Below are 16,635 nucleotides of genomic sequence, written 5' to 3' on the forward strand. Positions count from 1 at the left end.
TAAAACCTCAATATGGTATTGAAAAAATTTTCGACAGGACTTTTTATTTTCCTGTTGTGTATAGTAAAAGCCCAGAATGAGTTTATCACGATCTGGAAGCCTGCTTCTACGGTAATACAGCCTGTCACTGTAAGTGCTCCCTACCAGGCAAGTTCTCAGCAAATATGGTTTCCCGGAATTGGTGAAAACTATGATATTTATTGGGAAGAGGTAGACTATCCCCAGCACAACGGTTCTCTTACCAATATAACCTCTACAAAACAGGTTCTTATTGATTTTGGTACATCAATCGCAGAAAAGAATGATGCAAAATATAGGGTAAAAGTGAGTAACGGGAATGGAGTTTTTCAACACATAAAATTTGGAGATGTACAAGAGGTTCAGCTTCAGGATCAGATTTTCCCGGTGTGGCAGATCAACGGAAGTGCAGATAAGATACTGGAAATAGAACAATGGGGAAATATTGCATGGACAACGATGAACAGTGCTTTCAGCCAATGTAAACTTGTTCAGCTTACTGCTACAGATATCCCAAATCTTAGTAATGTTGAAGATGCTTCTTATATGTTTTATGGCGCAAAAACCTTTACAGGTGCAAGCTCCATGCAAAACTGGAATACTTCTAAGATTAAGAATTTCAGATTTATGTTTGCGATTATCTTTGACAGTATCAATAACTCACTTCCTGATCAGTTCAACCCTCCTTATTTTAATAGCTGGAATATGTCGTCAGCAACTGATCTCAGTTTTATGTTTGGAGGAAGGGGAATCTTTAATCAGACCTTAAACAACTGGAACGTTTCTAATGTCACTGATATGAAATGGATGTTTGCTCTTTGTCCAAACTATAATCAGCCTATGGATAACTGGGATACCTCAAGCCTTGAAGACATCCGTTTTATGTTCCATTTTGATTCCAGTTTCAATCAATCCTTAAATAATTGGAATACGTCTAAAATTACCAATATGGCCCATGCTATTCATGGCTGCACGGCCTATAGTCATTCCCTGGAAAACTGGGATATGACCAAGGTTACCAGAATAGACCAGATTCTTAAGGAAACACCCAATTTTAATCATTCCCTTGCAAGCTGGAATCTTGCCAGCGTTAATAACGGAGCCCAGGCTTTGATGCAGACAGGAATAGATTGTGAAAATTTCAGTAAAACACTTGCAGCATGGGCAGATAATCCTGATACTGCCAATAATGTTGATTTAGATATTGTAACCCCTTTGACTTATGCTTCCAATGCCGCAGATAAAAGAAATATTCTCATCAGCAAAGGATGGACGATGTCGGGTGATACGGTAGGAAACTGTTTACTGTCCTCATCAGAAGTCAGGCTGAATAAAAAACTTTCACTATATCCCAATCCCGCTGTGGATGATATTCATATTGAAGGACTAAGTGACATTAAAAAGTACAGAATTTTTGATGCAAGTGGAAGGCTTGTACTGGAAGGAAATCCTAATAAAGAAATGATCAATGTAGGATCATTACCGAAAGGAAATTATATTTTACAGCTCATTTTGAAAGATCAGACCATCTCTTCAAAATTCATTAAAAAATAAAGTAAAAAGCCTCGCTGAAAAGTGAGGCTTTTATTTTGAGTTGAAAAATAATCTATTGGTCAAAATAATTAGGATGCTGGGCTTTGATATCATCTACCGTTCCCAGTACTTTATCTTTTAAAGAATCCTGATATTTCTGAAGTTTTGCAGCGACTTCTTCATTACCGCTTCCTAAAATTTTTGCAGCTAAAATCCCAGCATTCAAAGCTCCGTTCAAAGCTACGGTAGCTACCGGAATCCCACCGGGCATCTGAAGGATAGATAAAACAGAATCCCATCCGTCTATAGAATTACTGGACAAAATAGGAACCCCGATTACCGGAAGTGTAGTACAACTCGCCACCATCCCCGGAAGATGTGCTGCTCCACCTGCTCCGGCTACAATGACCTTCAGCCCTCTTTCCTTAGCAGTTTTTGCATAATCGAACATTCTTTCCGGTGTTCTGTGCGCTGAAACTACTGTCAATTCATAAGGGATATCAAGGCTTTTAAGAAAATTTGCAGCCTGTTCCATAATCGGCAGATCACTCTGACTGCCCATAATAATTCCTACCATCTTCAATTTTATTAGATGTTCAAAGATAAAAAATAAAAATGTAAAGAGGAAAGAGTACAAAAAATCCGGGACACGATTTATGATTATAATTCCTAAAATAATTTAATCTTTCAATAGATCTTCCATTTAAAATGTAAAGAATTAATAAAGTTATTTTTGGCTCAGATTTTTCATCTGTACTCCCATAAATTACAGGATCTGTATCCATAAAAATCGCTGGAGAAATAGATATATTTGCTGTTACACCACATTAAAATTGAAAGATTATAAACTTACACTGGCTGTATGTACCGTTGCTATTGTCTGGGGTACTACGTTTTTATCAATAAGGGTTGCGGTAGAAACTATTCCTGCCTGGTTTGTCGCAGGAATACGTCAATTTCTTGCAGCGATTATCATGTTCCTTATTCTTACCTATAGAAAAGAATTCAAATGGATAGGCTGGACAAGCCTGAAATACCAGTTTATCTTCTCTTTATTAATGCTTGTGATTGCAAACGGAATGACTACAGTAGCGGAAGAGGAAGTTACCAGCAGCCTTACTTCACTGATAAGTGCCTGCTCTCCTATCCTGGTGTTTTTCGGAAGTATGGCTTTAGGCCTGCAGAAATTCAGCTGGCGGGCTTTTACAGGAGTTGTTCTGTGTTTCAGCGGCATCCTTTTTATTTTCTGGGACGGCATTAATGATCTGAAAAACCCGGATTATGCGCTGGGAATATTATTTTTATTCATTGCCATTGCGGGATGGGCTTCAGGAACTATTTTCACCAAAAAACTGAACATTCAAAGCGGAAATATCTCACTTAATCTATTTTATCAGTTTGCCTTTGCAGGAATTATCCAGATAATTTTTGCCTTCCTTTTTTCAGAAAACTACAACTTCGGAAACTGGAGTCTGAAAAGTATTTCTGCGATGCTTTATTTATCCTGTTTTGGCTCTGTAGCGGCATTTTTTGCTTTTCATTATGCATTGACCAAAGTTTCTCCGGTTCAGGTATCCATCCTGGCCTATATTAATACGGTAATTTCCATTTTTTTAAGCTGGCTGATTCTTGATGAAAAAATTTCTGCCAAATTCATCATTGCTGCCATACTTATTATTGTTGGGGTATTTGTGATCAATTACAATCCGGCCATGTTTAAAAAACAGAGAATCGAGTCGTAAATCAGAAAATAATATTCATTATTCCAACCCTAGATCCCGCTGTTTTTTAATGTATTAAATAGAATTAAAAGCAGATCCGTTATATGGGGATTTTCTATTTCCTTCATTTTTTCTTATATTGTATACTCCAACCGATACAATATGCTGAAAAACACATTTTTTTTATTGCTGGCTGCCTCTTTTCTATTGGTAAGCTGTGATTACAAAGAGAAGGAAAAGAACCTGACAGACAGGGAAAAACAACTTTTAGACAAAGAGAAATTATTCGCGAAGAAAGAATCCGAATATCAGTCACTTCTGAAAATGAGAGACAGTATTTTTTCCAAAAAAGATTCTGTAGTAATTGCTGCTGTATGGCCTACGGAAATTTCCGGCCCATGGAATGGTAAAGTAATCTGTACAGAATCCAACTGCAGCGAATATGCTGTAGGCGACCAACGTACTGACATCTGGGAATTCGATAATGATTCTACCCAGCCCATTACCAAAATCATCAATAACAATAATCTGGTAAGGCTGTATACAGGCAAGTTTGAAAACAATGAAATAAGACTGTCTTTCAAAACCGATTCTACAGCTAAAAAGAATGTAGAAATGAGCGTTCTTCTTAATGATATTTCAGACAACAAGATCAAAGGAACCAGAACCATTACTTCTGATGGCTGTACCGCCAAGTTCTCTGTTGAATTAGTACGTTCCACAAAATAAACACATATGATTTTACTGAGTATACACAACCTGAGTCTTCCCATAGAAGATCCGGTACTGAAATTTCTGTTGGTACTGGTCATCATCCTTGCAGCACCATTGCTGCTTAATAAAATTAAAGTTCCCCACCTTTTGGGACTTATTATTGCCGGAGCGATTATTGGCCCGAACGGATTCAATGTATTGTCCAGAGACAGCAGTATTGTAGTAACCGGAACCACCGGACTTCTTTACATTATGTTTCTGGCCGGGCTTGAGATTGATATGGGCGACTTTAAAAAGAACAAATGGAAAAGTCTCACCTTTGGTATCTATACCTTTACAGTTCCTTTTGTATTAGGATATCTGGGTGGATATTACCTTCTTCACTTTTCAATGCTGACTTCCATTCTGTTTGCCAGTCTTTTTTCATCTCACACGCTTATCGCTTATCCATTGGTGAGTAAGTTGGGAATTGCGAAAAACAAGGCAGTTAATATCACCGTTGGAGGTACAATGATCACAGATATTCTTGCCTTATTGGTACTTGCAGTGATTGTGGGAATGTCTCAGGGCGACGTGGGAACAGAATTCTGGGTTAAATTATCGGTCTCTTTTGTCGTTTTTGCCCTCATTGTACTTATTGTATTCCCTATTATAGGCCGTTGGTTTTTCAAAAGAGTGGATGATAAAATTTCGCAGTATATTTTTGTACTGGTTATGATTTATCTGGCTGCTATGCTGGCTGAACTGGCTGGTGTAGAAGCTATCATCGGAGCATTCTTTGCCGGACTGGCGTTAAACAGACTTATCCCTCATACTTCTTCTCTGATGAACAGAGTTGAGTTTGTAGGAAATGCCATATTTATCCCGTTCTTTTTGATCAGTGTAGGAATGCTGATTGATTTTAAAGTTTTCTTCAAAAGCTGGGAAACACTTGAAGTTGCCGCAATTATGCTGGTTGCCTCTATCGGAGGAAAATATCTTTCTGCGGTGGCCACTCAAAAAACATTCAGACTAACCAAAGAGGAAGGAAAACTGATCTTCGGATTAAGTTCTGCTTCTGCAGCAGCAACACTGGCTTCCGTAATGGTAGGATATAACATCATCCTTTCTGAAACCGAAACCGGAGAACCTGTAAGATTATTAAACGAACACGTACTGAACGGAAGTATTCTCCTTATCCTGATTTCCTGTACCATTTCTTCTTTTATTTCCATGGCGAGCGCTCAGAAAATTGCGGAGAGTGATAATGAAGATACCGTTTCCGGAAACACCCATGAGGAAGAAAATATTCTCTTAGCCATCAACCATGAGGCAACCGTTGAGAGAATGGTCAACTTAGGAATTCTGATCAAAGCACATTCCAATACAGAAGATCTCTTTGCTTTAAATGTTATCAATGAAGATAAAAATGAATCTTCGGTAAAGAATGCGGAGAAACTTCTTCACCAGGCAGCAGATGCAGCCGCAGCTGCAGATGTGAAATTACAGGCTTTAAAAAGATATGACAATGATGTCATCAACGGGGTCAATAATGTGATTAAAGAACAGAAAATAACGGATCTTATCATCGGATTGGAAGATGAAAAAGGGTTCTCCCCTTCTTTTGTGTATAACCTTTACAATGGTTATCTGCAGAATGATGATGTGAATGTGCTGGTTTACCATGCTGCACAACCGCTTTCCACCATTAAGAAATATGCAGTGATGATTCCTGAAAATGCTCATCAGGAAGCAGGGTTCTTCCATGCATTGCTGAGAGTATGGAACATTGCCAGAAATTCCGGAGCTACAGTTGTTTTTTATGCTCCTGAAAACATTATTGATATTCTTCAGAAAATCATTAAAAAAGCCAATATAGAAGCTGAATTCATTATCATGAGCACATGGCAGGACGGAGAAAGAACCGCAGCACAGCTGAAAGATGATGAAGCATTAATTATTCTGATGGCAAAACGCGGCATGAAATCTTACATTCCAAGAATGAGACTGATTCCGGAACTTCTGAACAGAAATCTGAAAGACAATAATTACCTTCTGATTTTCCCTTTCTCGGAGTATGACAAAAACAGCCCTGAAATACGTTCTGTAGGAAATCACGGGGATTTTGTGGAGATTGGAAATGTGATTCAGAAGATATTTAAATAAAAAGGCTGCAAGAAGGAAGAAGGGTGCGGGAAGTTTCTTCTCTGCGAATAATTAATTTTTCGTTATGATTAAACAATTAAATCTTCAATAGCTTCCGAGCTTTAGCCCGATGTGAACCATAGGAAAAAATTAGCTTTACCGAAACCTAAAATTAAGTTTCGGCTAAAGCCAATTGAGATGATAATTATTTTTAAACGGGCTAAAGCCCGTTCCTATTGAATTTTGTATTTTCGCAAAAAAATAACCTATGAAACAAATTATCGGATTTCTCTTCTTTTTCGTGTCCATCATTCTTTCTGCACAAAACCTTACTCTTTCGGATAAAGAACTGAAACAAAAACTGGATTCTATCAAAACTGAAGGAAATCTACTCTATTCTTACGAAAATGCGTCATGGCATGCAGGAGATCTTGTAGGCAGCAATAAAAGACTTGCTGAAAATACAGGAAGCTATATCACGTACCAGAAAAACGATACCATCAAAACCTCCTTTCTTAATAAAGCAGGTAATATGATTATTGCAGAACTGTCTTTCAAAAATAACCAGACAAAACCTGTCAAAGAAAATTTTAAAGAAAGGGGACTTAATGAAACTGAAAGTATTTTAAAAAATATCCGTTCTGCAATTATTCCGCAGTTATCCGATCCAAAGTATTCCGTAACGGTACCACAGGGATATAGTCTTAATATGATTATTATTCCGTTTAATGAAAACTATAAGGTGTATTTGATACCTGGTACTGTCCAGTCTGGTATAATTCCTTTCGGAAATGATTATCTTTTTGTTTCGGATAAAAAAGGGAATATTATTTCCCATAAAAAATTTCACTCAAGACTTATTCCAACCTCTACAGCCTTAGAAAATGGAGGAACGGTAACTATGTCTACCCACAGCCATTTAGTAACCAATCCTTTTATTTCTGCAACGGACATTTGTACGTTTAAACTCTATGCACCGCTTACAAAGCTGGAAGAATTTTCTGTTTTATCAACCGCTTTAGGAAGTTATATTAAATACAATTATAAAAAGGATAATATTGAGGTGGTTAAAAATCCTTAATCATGAAAGCATTACATTATCAATAGGATCGGGCTTTAGCCCGATGTGAACAATCAAAATAAAATTGGCTTTAGCCGAAACCTAAAATTAAGCTTCGGCTAAAGCCAATTGAGTTGACAATTATTTTTAAACGGGCTAAAGCCCATTCCTATTGAATGAGTTCAAAAATAAAAGGGAGCTGTTTTTAAAGTTAAAACAGCTCCCTTTTATCTATCTTAAATCGATATTACTCAGCAATTACTCTTACCATTCCTTTTACCTGTACAAGCTTTTCCATAAGCTCTTCTCTGGAATCTGCAAGAACGTTGATATGTCCCATTTTTCTTCCCGGCTTGGTTTCAGTTTTTCCGTATAAGTGGATGTATGTTTCGGGAAGCTTAAGAACATCTTCCATTCCTTCATAGACTACTTTTCCGGAATATCCTTCTGCTCCTACAAGATTCAGCATTCCGCTGTAAGTGATGGCGTCAGTATCCGCTAATGGTAAATTTTTAACCACGCGGTACATTTGCTCAAATTGGGAATTAGTATTTCCTTCCTGACTCTGATGTCCTGAATTGTGAAGCCTTGGAGCAGTTTCATTTACCCATACTTTTCCTTCTTTATCAAGGAATAATTCGATGGCAAACAACCCCGGAGAGTTCACTGCAGCCAGAAATTTTTCAGTAATGGAATCAATCTGGTTCTGAACATCTTCCGTCAGCAGAACCGGACATACATTGAAATCCAATAGATTCAGTTTTGGATCGGCAACCATTTCCGTTACCGGGAAAATATTGGTTTCTCCTTTTTCGTTTCTTGCTACAATGACAGAAAGTTCTTTTTCAATATCAACAAGACTTTCAATGACAGAAGGTTCAGTCCATAGTTGCTGATAGTCTTCTTCCGTTTTGATCACCTGTACTCCTTTTCCATCATAGCCTCCGGTATTCATCTTCTGAACAAACGGCAATGGCATGATGATTTTCTCATCACTGTTCCATACCACCTGAAATTCCGGGCTTGGAATATCATGAGCTTTATAAAATTCTTTCTGAAGGATTTTTTGCTGAATTGTTTTGATGATATTGGCATTAGGAACCACTTTTATTCCCTGCTTTTCAAGTTCTGCCAGTGCATCAGCATTTACGTGTTCTATTTCAATGGTTACAACATCTTTATCTTTTCCGAAATTCAAAACTGTTTCATAGTCATTGAAATTTCCCTGTGTAAAATACGAGATATTATGACATGGTGCATCAGAGGCCGGATCCAGAGTATAAAACTCATCATCATACTTCAGTGCACTTTGTATCAACATTCTTCCCAGCTGTCCGCCTCCCAGAATTCCTATTTTCATTTTTTATTTTTATTAGATTTACTCTTATTGAATTTTATCAATTTTTAAATAGCCTAGCCCCATTGGGTTCTCTTGATTTTCTTCATCAGACTTTTGAAGAATGATTGCATATTTTTCTTTCATATACGCAGGAAGAATATCGCTCACATTGAAAATATCATCAATATCCACTCCATGCTTATCATCAATATGGCTTACTGCACCTTCAAATCCCATGGTCTGATAGAATTCTGTAGCTTTTGCTCTTTTAACAATCTCCCCCATAGACTGCCCTACCATTAAGTGCTGCTCATGAAATTCTTCAAAGAAACCTGGCTTATAACCTCCCAGATTCAGAAAAAACAACTGGTTTTCTGATGTCTTCTCTCCCTTTTCTACAATTTTCACCTTGTAACCGTCTGCAAATTTCACTTCCTGGTAACAATCCAGGTGAATTTTTCCTTCTGCTTCCTTCCAAAATTCTTTCATATCAGGAATCAGATCTTTCAGATTCTCCGCAATTCCGAAGAAAACATCGTGCTGCTCTATATTTCTGCCTTTGGGTGTTGCCCCGAGGATGACATAAAATAATTTCAATTCATTTTTCATGCATACAAAAATACGTTAAATTTATCTTTTTCAAATGTTTGGCAGACTACTACAATAATTTTATATTTGTAACATTATTTGTAGTATGTCAGAAATCATCATACTCTTCCTTGGCGCAATTTCCGCGGGTCTTTTAGGTTCACTTACGGGTTTAGGAGGGGGAGTTATCATCATTCCTTTATTAACGCTCGGTTTTGGCGTTCCAATGCATTATGCTATCGGTGCTTCACTCATTTCTGTGATCGGAACCTCTTCCGGTGCGGCTGTAGCTTTCGTAAAAGAAGGTTTTACCAATATGAGAATCGGGATGTTTCTCGAAATAGCAACCACCGCAGGCGCTATTATTGGAGCCCTTGTTTCAGGAATGCTTAACCCAAATACAATCGGAATTATTTTCGCAAGTATCCTTCTTTTAACCGTTATTTTAAATCTTAAAGGGAAACCTGATCACCAGGAACCTTTGGTAAAAGGAAGTCTGGAGGAAAAGCTGAAACTGTACGGAACATTTCCCGATAAAGGAGTATTGAAAAGCTATTCTGCAAGAAATACAGTTCCCGGATTTTTGATGATGATGTTTGCAGGGGCAATGTCCGGGCTTTTAGGAATAGGTTCCGGTGCTTTAAAAGTATTGGCGATGGACAATATGATGAAGCTTCCTTTCAAAGTATCTACCACTACCAGTAATTTCATGATCGGAGTAACGGCAGTAGCCAGTGCCCTGATCTATTTCCAGAGAGGTGAAATTATTCCTGTGATTGTAGCTCCTGTACTGATCGGAGTTGTGATCGGAAGTTTTATCGGTTCAAAAACGCTGATGGTATCTAAGACCAAAAAATTAAAAGTATTTTTTGCCATTGTGATTACCATTCTTTCCATTTATATGATGTATAACGGTATCAACAAAAGTTTCAGATAATGAAAAAGAATTTTACAGATGTAGATCTGAACCGTTCGGTAGGAAATCTTCTGAGACTGGGTGTTATTCTGTCTGTGGCTACATCATTGATCGGTTTTATCAAGTTATTTTTTGAAGGCTTTAAAATGCCCGAAAAATATACCAGCCTTGTCGTAGGTACTTCTTCTGAAAAGGTCTGGGGACATTTCTGGGACTCTCTATGTAAAGGAGAAGGTACAGCTATTATTCAGCTGGGTATTCTTTTGCTGATCTTCACTCCTCTGATGAGAATCGTTTTTGCTTTAATAGGTTATTTAAAAGAAAAAGACTACGTATATGTAGTGATTTCTTCTATTGTTTTAGCCATTATGGCGGTGAGTTTCTTTGCAGGTTACGCGCACTAATTTTTACATTTCATAAAACTCTAACGGCAGCTGGTCGGGATCCTGGGTAAAGAAAAATTCTTTTCCTGTGAATTCGTCTATGCGAATTTCTTCACAGTTTAATCCTTTTCTGATCAGTTCATTCCTCTTTTCCATAACATTTTCTACCGAGAAAGCGAGATGCCTTAAACCACATGCTTCGGGACGTGACGGACGTTGGGGAGGATCGGGAAAGGAAAACAGTTCGATCACATAGTGGTCTCCTATAGCAAGATCAAGTTTATAAGACTGTCTTTCTTCGCGGTATACTTCACGGATGATATTCAGATCTAAAATTTCCGTATAAAACTTCTTTGAAACGGCATAATCTGAACAGATGATGGCAATATGGTGAATCTTCATTTTTATTTTAACCTGATTTTCAATTGAACTTTATTATTGTATTTCTTTACAGTTATCCTTTCTTCTCGTATCAATAATATACTGGATCTTCCATTCATTATTCTGTTTTACCAGCTGAAAACTGTTAGCCCCGCAGTGTGATAATTTTCCTTTTAAATAAAAAGAATAAGAGGTAAAAACAGTTGCCAGATTGCCATCTGTATGAATAGCTTCCACTATAATTCTTTCATCCAGATCTCCTTTTGTAAATTTGGAAACCGAAGCAATGAAATCCGAAATACTATCACTTTTCACAGTACCGTCCTTGGTGATGGTTTGAAGTACTGCACTCTCTGCAAAAGCGGATTTTACCAACTCAGGATCTGCATTTTTCATACCAAGAAACAGGTTTCGGATAGGTTTTTCAATATCTGTATTCTGCTGGCCTAAGCATGAAATACTGATCAGAACAAGAAATGCCATTATTTTATTCATAGTATAGATTTAGATAATTAAAAATAGATAAAATAAAATTTAAATTGATTAATAAATTTTAAAATTCATTTTCCTTAAATTGTGGTCAAAATTATTTCAGAGCTTTTTATATGTGGATTATTTACCTGACTCTGGCCATAGTTCTTCTGGTCATGACAATACTGCCAAAAATACAGCATTCTCACTGGATATTTAGGGTTCCTGAATTTGCCAAAATACAGGTTACCTACCTTATATTCTTTACTTTTTTATTAGGCTTTTTCACAGACTCTACAGAATATTTCTGGTATTATCAGGGGCTTCTGCTGGTTATGTTTATTCATCACGGCCAAACACTGATCAGATACACCCATTTCTATCCTGTAAAAAAACACAGACAGCGTCACAGATCTTCTGATAAACTACATTTTATTTCTGCCAATGTATATCAGTTTAATAAAGAGTATGAGAAATTCATAGGGCTTGTTAAAAAACATAACCCTGATTTTTTCATGACGATGGAAAGCAACAGTGACTGGGAGAAAGCAATGAGACCTCTGGAAAAAGAATATTCCTACCAACACAAAGTAACTCTTGAAAATACCTATGGAATGCATTTTTATTCAAGAGTTGAGATTAAAGAAGCGAAAACCCATTATTTTGTAGCTGATGATATTCCGAGCATAGAGATCCATATGAAAACTGCTGATGGCTTTTCTTTTGTTTTCTTTGGAGTTCATCCGCCGCCGCCAAGTCCTACGGAAGAAGAAACATCAAAGGAAAGAGATGGCGATCTTTTGAGTACTGCCAAGCGCGTAAAAGACATCCAAAAACCGGTTATCGTGGTGGGAGACTTCAATAATGTGGCCTGGTCACGGTCATCTGTTCTTTTCAGAAAAACAAGTCATCTGATAGATCCGAGAATCGGATACTCTTTTGTTTCTACTTTCCATGCAAAATACCGTCTTTTAAGGTTTCCTATCGATCTGATGTTTCACAGTGAAGATATTTTTATTAAACAGCTGAAGACCTTGGAAAATTTTGGTTCAGACCACCTTCCGGTATACTGCGAGTTTTTCATAGATCATCACAACGATGAACAGGAAGAACTGATAGAAACAGCAACTGCTGAAGAGAAAGCTGAGGCTGAAATCATGATCGAGGAAGGAAAGAAAGAAGATGGAGAACGCGAAGCTGTTGTTACTGAGGATTAAAAAAAGTGGGCTAAAGCCCACTCCTATTGAATATTTATTCTTATTTAAAATTTCATTATATCCTTCACTACTCCATTTTTCTGAGTATGTTGTAATAATTCAGCTTCAATAAAGGTTTTAATCTGTTCTTCAGACCCATTATTTGGAAACAGAAGGTGAACATTCGCTCCGGCATCCAGTGTAAAGAATAATGGAAGTCCTGTTTCTCTTCTGAAATCCCAGATTTTGTTGATGACTTCCAAAGTTCCTGTTTTCATCAGGATAAAAGCAGGATCACTCATCATCATCATGGCATGCAGGGTAAGTGCTTCATGTTCTACCAATTTGATAAAGCTTTCCATATCTCCTTTTTTCAGGATGTCTTTCATGGGAATAAAATTTTCCCTTGCTTCCTGAAATCTTCTTTCTGCATAAGGATTCGTCCTCATCAGGCCGTGACCTACTGTTGAAGAAACACTTTTCTGCCCTTCATGGATTAACAGAACCCAATCATTAAAATTTTTGAATACTTCATGAATTTCAGCATCGGGATACTGTACTCCGAACAAATCTGAACTTCCTTTTACCTCATCGGTTTCACCCCACACGACAAGTCCGTTGTATAGGCTTCGGCATGCACTTCCACTTCCTAGTCTTGCTAAAAATGAAGCTTTTCTCAAAGATTCTTCTTCAGAAGTTTTTCCTGTAAATGAAACATCCAATGCCATCAGACATTTTGCAATCGCTCCAAATCCTGAAGCAGAACTTGCAATCCCGGAACTATGCGGGAATGTATTCTCTGTTCTGATGATATATTTTCCTTTCAGAATCCATGGAAGATACTGTTCTATATTTCTGAAATATTTTTCAATTTTTTCGGCAAACTTCACTTCTTCATTTCCAGCCAGAAAAGTTTGTACTGAAAAAGGCTCATTCGCAGTAAATTCCATTGAAGTATTGGTCTTACAATGATTTAATGTGTAGCTGATGCTTGGGTTAGCAGGAATCTGATCAGCATATTTTCCCCAGTATTTAATCAGGGCAATATTAGACGGGCAGCTTTCTGAAACCGTTTGGGTATGAATGGTGAAATTTTCTTTTCCTATAAAATCCTGTGTTGTCATAGTTTACTTTAAGTCGTTATTTTGAATCACCCCAACAAAAATTCTTTGAATTTTTGCCACCCCTCCAAAAGAGGGGAATTTTCACGTCTTCAGTTGTAATTGATGTGAAAAAGGAGATTAAAATTTTTAATACATCTTCTCTATAATATCCGCATATTTTTTGATCACCACATTTCTTTTGACTTTCAGAGTGGGAGTAATTTCTCCTGTGTTGATGTCAAATTCAGCCGGCATTAGCGTGAATTTCTTCACTTTTTCATAATCTGCCAGGTGGCTCTGTAATTCTTTGATTTTTTCTTTGTAAAGATCGATTACTTTCTCATTTTTTACAGCATCTTCCCATTTGGTAAAAGGAATATTATTTTTCTTAATATAATCCTGTAAGAATTCGAAATTAGGAACAATCAGTGCTGAAACAAACTGTCTTCCTTCCGCAATCAGCATGATCTGCTGGATAAAATTATTGTTGGTCAGAAGGTTTTCTATCTGTTGCGGAGCGATGTATTTTCCGTTGGAAGTCTTCATCAGGTCTTTGATTCTGTCTGTAATAATAAGGTTTCCTTTATCATCAAATTTTCCGGCATCACCGGTTTTGAACCATCCGTCTTCTGTGAATACTTTCTGAGTTTCTTCAGGTTTCTTGTAGTATCCTTTCATGATTCCGTTTCCTCTGGCCTGGATCTCATCATTTTCACCGATACGCATTTCTACTCCAGGAAGAGGCTTTCCACTGGTTCCATGCTCAAAGTGAGTTAAAGGAAAAAGGGTCAATGTTGCAGTAGTTTCCGTTAATCCGTATCCAACAGTTACGTGAATGCCCACCGATTCAAAGAAACGGGTAACTTCGGGTGACAATGAAGCTCCACCGCAAGGTAAAAACCAAAGTCTGCCACCCATTTTATTTTTAATTTTACTGAAAACCAGCACATCAGCTACAGATTCTTTGAACTTTAATCCAAAAGGAACCGGTCTTTCATTTCTTCTTAATTCTGCGGTTTCCCATCCGGTTTTAAGCGCCCAGTCAAAGATTTTCTTTTTCAGAGCTGAACCTTCTTCCGCTTTTTCAAGAACTCCGGCATATACTTTCTGGAAAAATCTTGGTACTGCACACATGGCGGTAGGTTTTACTTCTTCCAGTGCTTTGGCAACATTTTTCGGATCTTCAAGGAAATACACACGGGCACCACCGTATAAACAAAGTAAACTCCAGCTTCTCTCAAAAACATGGCTTAAAGGTAAGAATGCCAGTGAAAGTTCTTCTTCAAAGTTTTTAAACTTAAAAAATTCAAAATGAGAATCGAATGCCTTGATGAAATTTCCATGGGTAAGCATTACTCCTTTCGGGATTCCGGTAGTTCCGGAAGTATAGATCAATGTGGCCGTATCATCATTTTCTTTCTTACAGATCTCCAGCTCCGGCGAGGCTTTTGCGATAAAATCTTCAAGATAAAAACTATTGAACTCTTTCTTGATCCACACTGATTTTTTAGAAACAATAATGGTTTCAAGATTGTTTTCTTCTTTATGTAAAAACTCAAGGCAGGCATCGTACTGCATCTGGTTTCCTACCAAAACGGCTTTAGCACCGGAATCGCTGATGATATGTTCTGCCTGTTCAGCATTATTCGTGGAATAAACAGGTACTGTGACAGCACCGATAGCCAGAGAAGCCAAATCCATAATCATCCATTCTGATGAATTGTCTGAATAAATCGCCACTCTGTCATTCTCCTGAACACCGGATTCTTTTAAAGCATTGGCTGTTTTAAAAATAATTTCACTGAATTTTTTCCAGCTCAGCTCTTTCCAGGCATCTTTCTTTTTAAATCCGATGGCCGCTTTTATAGGATGTTTTTCTACATTTTTAAGGATAATTGCCTCTGCAAGATTCATTTCTTCAGCTTTTTGTCGTTTATATAATTATTCAGGTGAAAGTCTATACTTTCTTTTACAGGAATAAACTGATAGTTCAGTTTTTCTTTGACTTTGTGATTGGAAATGGTGTTGAATGAAGAGATGGCCTCAATATTTGATTTGGTCACCATCCTTAGTTTGGGAATCAGCCATCCGAAAAGGGTGTTGGCTATTCTTCCTATATTTAGCTGGGTTTGGGTAAGAATTTTTGCTTCTTTAAGCCCCAGACGTGATCTTACCTGTTTGGCAAGTTCAGCATATCTGTTGTTTTCAGCGACAATAATAAAACGTTCTCCGAAAAGGTTATTTTCCATTAATCCTATAGCCGTATTGGCTACGTCCCTTACGTCAACATACGCAGAACCTCCTGAAAAGGTAAAGCTATTGTCTTCAAAGGTTGAGAAAAGCTCACCGCTGCTTTGGTTCCAGTTTCCGCTTCCTACGATCATGCCGGGATTAATGATCACCACATTCAGTCCTTCTGCTGACGCTCTCCATGCCTCCATTTCGGATAAATGCTTAGAGATGGCGTAGGCAGAATGTTCCAGTTTTGGATTAAAGTCAGAATCTTCGTCCAGTTCTCCTTTTTCATTAAAGTTATCAAGAACGGCAACAGAACTTACGTGGAGAAATTTTTTAACCTCCGATCCTTCACAGGCAAACAATAGATTTTCTGTACCCTTGATATTGGTATGGTACATTTCTTTTTCATCTTTCGGATGAAAACTTACTTTGGCAGCACAGTGATACACCTCATCTACGCCTTGCAGTGCAGTTTTTAAAGAATCGAGATCATCAAAATCTACGTTTACCCATTCAATTTTATTGAAAAAATCGTCAGGATTCTCCGTATAAAAGCTGTATGAATGCTTTACTTCGTTTAAATTGCTGCCCGGCCTTTTGGAAGCACGTACACTTTTCCCTCTTTTAAGAAGTTCCAGTACAATTATTCTTCCCAGAATTCCGGTAGCACCCGTTACAAAAATCATTAATTATTTTACTTGATTGCTGACTAAAATATAACAATATTTTCTATCCGGCAATGCTTCCGGATCGGTAAAAATTATTTGGAAAAACCGTTTTTGCAAATTTGCGATTTTTAAAGCATAATTCAACTTAATTTAACCAATATTATCATTCTGAATACAACAAA

At 37.4% G+C, this 16,635-nt stretch carries 16 protein-coding genes; 8 read left to right on the forward strand and 8 right to left on the reverse strand.

Translation table 11 applies throughout. From position 1 onward, the window contains the following. The first annotated feature begins 12 nt into the window (after positions 1-12). Complete coding sequence (locus RHP76_RS08015; RefSeq protein WP_123279432.1) at positions 13-1,572, forward strand: BspA family leucine-rich repeat surface protein; 1,560 nt, start codon at positions 13-15, stop codon at positions 1,570-1,572. Between the two features lie 52 nt (positions 1,573-1,624). Here the strand turns inward: RHP76_RS08015 and purE are convergent, their stop codons facing one another. Further along, positions 1,625-2,128: a 5-(carboxyamino)imidazole ribonucleotide mutase gene (gene purE, locus RHP76_RS08020; protein WP_123279431.1), complete on the reverse strand. Its 504-nt coding sequence runs from the start codon at positions 2,126-2,128 to the stop codon at positions 1,625-1,627. A 256-nt stretch (positions 2,129-2,384) separates the two neighbouring features. Between purE and RHP76_RS08025 the strand changes: the two genes are divergently transcribed. The 4 genes from RHP76_RS08025 to RHP76_RS08040 all read left to right on the forward strand — a co-directional run bounded on the left by RHP76_RS08025 (position 2,385) and on the right by RHP76_RS08040 (position 7,191). Further along, entirely contained in the window at positions 2,385-3,293 is a 909-nt protein-coding gene (locus tag RHP76_RS08025; RefSeq protein ID WP_277695299.1) for a DMT family transporter, read from the forward strand. Between the two features lie 141 nt (positions 3,294-3,434). Further along, positions 3,435-4,001: a hypothetical protein gene (locus RHP76_RS08030; protein WP_062674493.1), complete on the forward strand. Its 567-nt coding sequence runs from the start codon at positions 3,435-3,437 to the stop codon at positions 3,999-4,001. A 6-nt stretch (positions 4,002-4,007) separates the two neighbouring features. Continuing rightward, entirely contained in the window at positions 4,008-6,131 is a 2,124-nt protein-coding gene (locus RHP76_RS08035; protein ID WP_120231911.1) for a cation:proton antiporter, read from the forward strand. A 247-nt stretch (positions 6,132-6,378) separates the two neighbouring features. Beyond that, positions 6,379-7,191: a hypothetical protein gene (locus tag RHP76_RS08040; protein ID WP_120231912.1), complete on the forward strand. Its 813-nt coding sequence runs from the start codon at positions 6,379-6,381 to the stop codon at positions 7,189-7,191. A gap of 226 nt (positions 7,192-7,417) precedes the next feature. Here RHP76_RS08040 and RHP76_RS08045 read toward each other — a convergent pair whose 3' ends face one another. Continuing rightward, complete coding sequence (locus RHP76_RS08045) at positions 7,418-8,530, reverse strand: 5-(carboxyamino)imidazole ribonucleotide synthase (RefSeq protein ID WP_123279428.1); 1,113 nt, start codon at positions 8,528-8,530, stop codon at positions 7,418-7,420. Between the two features lie 24 nt (positions 8,531-8,554). Continuing rightward, positions 8,555-9,118, reverse strand: a complete 564-nt coding sequence (locus RHP76_RS08050) for a DUF1543 domain-containing protein (RefSeq protein ID WP_228432438.1) — start codon at positions 9,116-9,118, stop codon at positions 8,555-8,557. An 85-nt stretch (positions 9,119-9,203) separates the two neighbouring features. Between RHP76_RS08050 and RHP76_RS08055 the strand changes: the two genes are divergently transcribed. Both RHP76_RS08055 and RHP76_RS08060 read left to right on the forward strand, forming a co-directional pair. Next, positions 9,204-10,034, forward strand: coding sequence for a sulfite exporter TauE/SafE family protein (locus tag RHP76_RS08055; protein ID WP_076597404.1), 831 nt, complete (start codon positions 9,204-9,206; stop codon positions 10,032-10,034). Continuing rightward, positions 10,034-10,417: a DUF1634 domain-containing protein gene (locus tag RHP76_RS08060; RefSeq protein WP_034699869.1), complete on the forward strand. Its 384-nt coding sequence runs from the start codon at positions 10,034-10,036 to the stop codon at positions 10,415-10,417. Before RHP76_RS08055 ends, RHP76_RS08060 begins: the two co-directional genes overlap by 1 nt. 3 nt (positions 10,418-10,420) lie before the next feature. Here the strand turns inward: RHP76_RS08060 and RHP76_RS08065 are convergent, their stop codons facing one another. Together RHP76_RS08065 and RHP76_RS08070 are read right to left on the reverse strand one after the other, a co-directional pair. Further along, entirely contained in the window at positions 10,421-10,798 is a 378-nt protein-coding gene (locus RHP76_RS08065; RefSeq protein WP_120231915.1) for an SMU1112c/YaeR family gloxylase I-like metalloprotein, read from the reverse strand. A gap of 33 nt (positions 10,799-10,831) precedes the next feature. Continuing rightward, a complete protein-coding gene (locus RHP76_RS08070; protein ID WP_311229923.1) occupies positions 10,832-11,272 on the reverse strand; it encodes a nuclear transport factor 2 family protein in 441 nt (146 codons plus the stop codon). Between the two features lie 110 nt (positions 11,273-11,382). Here RHP76_RS08070 and RHP76_RS08075 point away from each other — a divergent pair, with 110 nt between their 5' ends. Then, positions 11,383-12,465, forward strand: a complete 1,083-nt coding sequence (locus RHP76_RS08075; RefSeq protein ID WP_120231917.1) for an endonuclease/exonuclease/phosphatase family protein — start codon at positions 11,383-11,385, stop codon at positions 12,463-12,465. Positions 12,466-12,509: 44 nt separating this feature from the next. On the opposite strand, the gene RHP76_RS08080 is transcribed toward RHP76_RS08075, so the two are convergent. The 3 genes from RHP76_RS08080 to RHP76_RS08090 all read right to left on the reverse strand — a co-directional run bounded on the left by RHP76_RS08080 (position 12,510) and on the right by RHP76_RS08090 (position 16,471). After that, complete coding sequence (locus RHP76_RS08080; protein ID WP_311229924.1) at positions 12,510-13,568, reverse strand: diphosphomevalonate decarboxylase; 1,059 nt, start codon at positions 13,566-13,568, stop codon at positions 12,510-12,512. 126 nt (positions 13,569-13,694) lie between these two features. After that, complete coding sequence (locus RHP76_RS08085) at positions 13,695-15,461, reverse strand: AMP-dependent synthetase/ligase (protein WP_311229925.1); 1,767 nt, start codon at positions 15,459-15,461, stop codon at positions 13,695-13,697. Further along, the gene (locus RHP76_RS08090; RefSeq protein WP_062674473.1) at positions 15,458-16,471 is read right to left on the reverse strand and encodes an NAD-dependent epimerase/dehydratase family protein; all 1,014 of its coding nucleotides are present in this window, start codon (positions 16,469-16,471) and stop codon (positions 15,458-15,460) included. Before RHP76_RS08090 ends, RHP76_RS08085 begins: the two co-directional genes overlap by 4 nt. Positions 16,472-16,635 lie beyond the last annotated feature (164 nt).

The organism is Chryseobacterium sp. SG20098 (genome assembly GCF_031844745.1).
Taxonomy (GTDB): domain Bacteria; phylum Bacteroidota; class Bacteroidia; order Flavobacteriales; family Weeksellaceae; genus Chryseobacterium; species Chryseobacterium cucumeris.

Bases quoted from the DNA above. Each gene is read 5' to 3' on its own strand.
- RHP76_RS08040 (WP_120231912.1), top strand. From the start codon at position 6,379: ATGAAACAAATTATCGGATTTCTCTTCTTTTTCGTGTCCATCATTCTT.
- purE (WP_123279431.1), bottom strand. From the start codon at position 2,128: ATGGTAGGAATTATTATGGGCAGTCAGAGTGATCTGCCGATTATGGAA.
- RHP76_RS08030 (WP_062674493.1), top strand. From the start codon at position 3,435: ATGCTGAAAAACACATTTTTTTTATTGCTGGCTGCCTCTTTTCTATTG.
- RHP76_RS08055 (WP_076597404.1), top strand. From the start codon at position 9,204: ATGTCAGAAATCATCATACTCTTCCTTGGCGCAATTTCCGCGGGTCTT.
- RHP76_RS08065 (WP_120231915.1), bottom strand. From the start codon at position 10,798: ATGAAGATTCACCATATTGCCATCATCTGTTCAGATTATGCCGTTTCA.
- RHP76_RS08045 (WP_123279428.1), bottom strand. From the start codon at position 8,530: ATGAAAATAGGAATTCTGGGAGGCGGACAGCTGGGAAGAATGTTGATA.
- RHP76_RS08075 (WP_120231917.1), top strand. From the start codon at position 11,383: ATGTGGATTATTTACCTGACTCTGGCCATAGTTCTTCTGGTCATGACA.
- RHP76_RS08015 (WP_123279432.1), top strand. From the start codon at position 13: ATGGTATTGAAAAAATTTTCGACAGGACTTTTTATTTTCCTGTTGTGT.
- RHP76_RS08090 (WP_062674473.1), bottom strand. From the start codon at position 16,471: ATGATTTTTGTAACGGGTGCTACCGGAATTCTGGGAAGAATAATTGTA.
- RHP76_RS08050 (WP_228432438.1), bottom strand. From the start codon at position 9,118: ATGAAAAATGAATTGAAATTATTTTATGTCATCCTCGGGGCAACACCC.
- RHP76_RS08035 (WP_120231911.1), top strand. From the start codon at position 4,008: ATGATTTTACTGAGTATACACAACCTGAGTCTTCCCATAGAAGATCCG.
- RHP76_RS08085 (WP_311229925.1), bottom strand. From the start codon at position 15,461: ATGAATCTTGCAGAGGCAATTATCCTTAAAAATGTAGAAAAACATCCT.
- RHP76_RS08070 (WP_311229923.1), bottom strand. From the start codon at position 11,272: ATGAATAAAATAATGGCATTTCTTGTTCTGATCAGTATTTCATGCTTA.
- RHP76_RS08060 (WP_034699869.1), top strand. From the start codon at position 10,034: ATGAAAAAGAATTTTACAGATGTAGATCTGAACCGTTCGGTAGGAAAT.
- RHP76_RS08080 (WP_311229924.1), bottom strand. From the start codon at position 13,568: ATGACAACACAGGATTTTATAGGAAAAGAAAATTTCACCATTCATACC.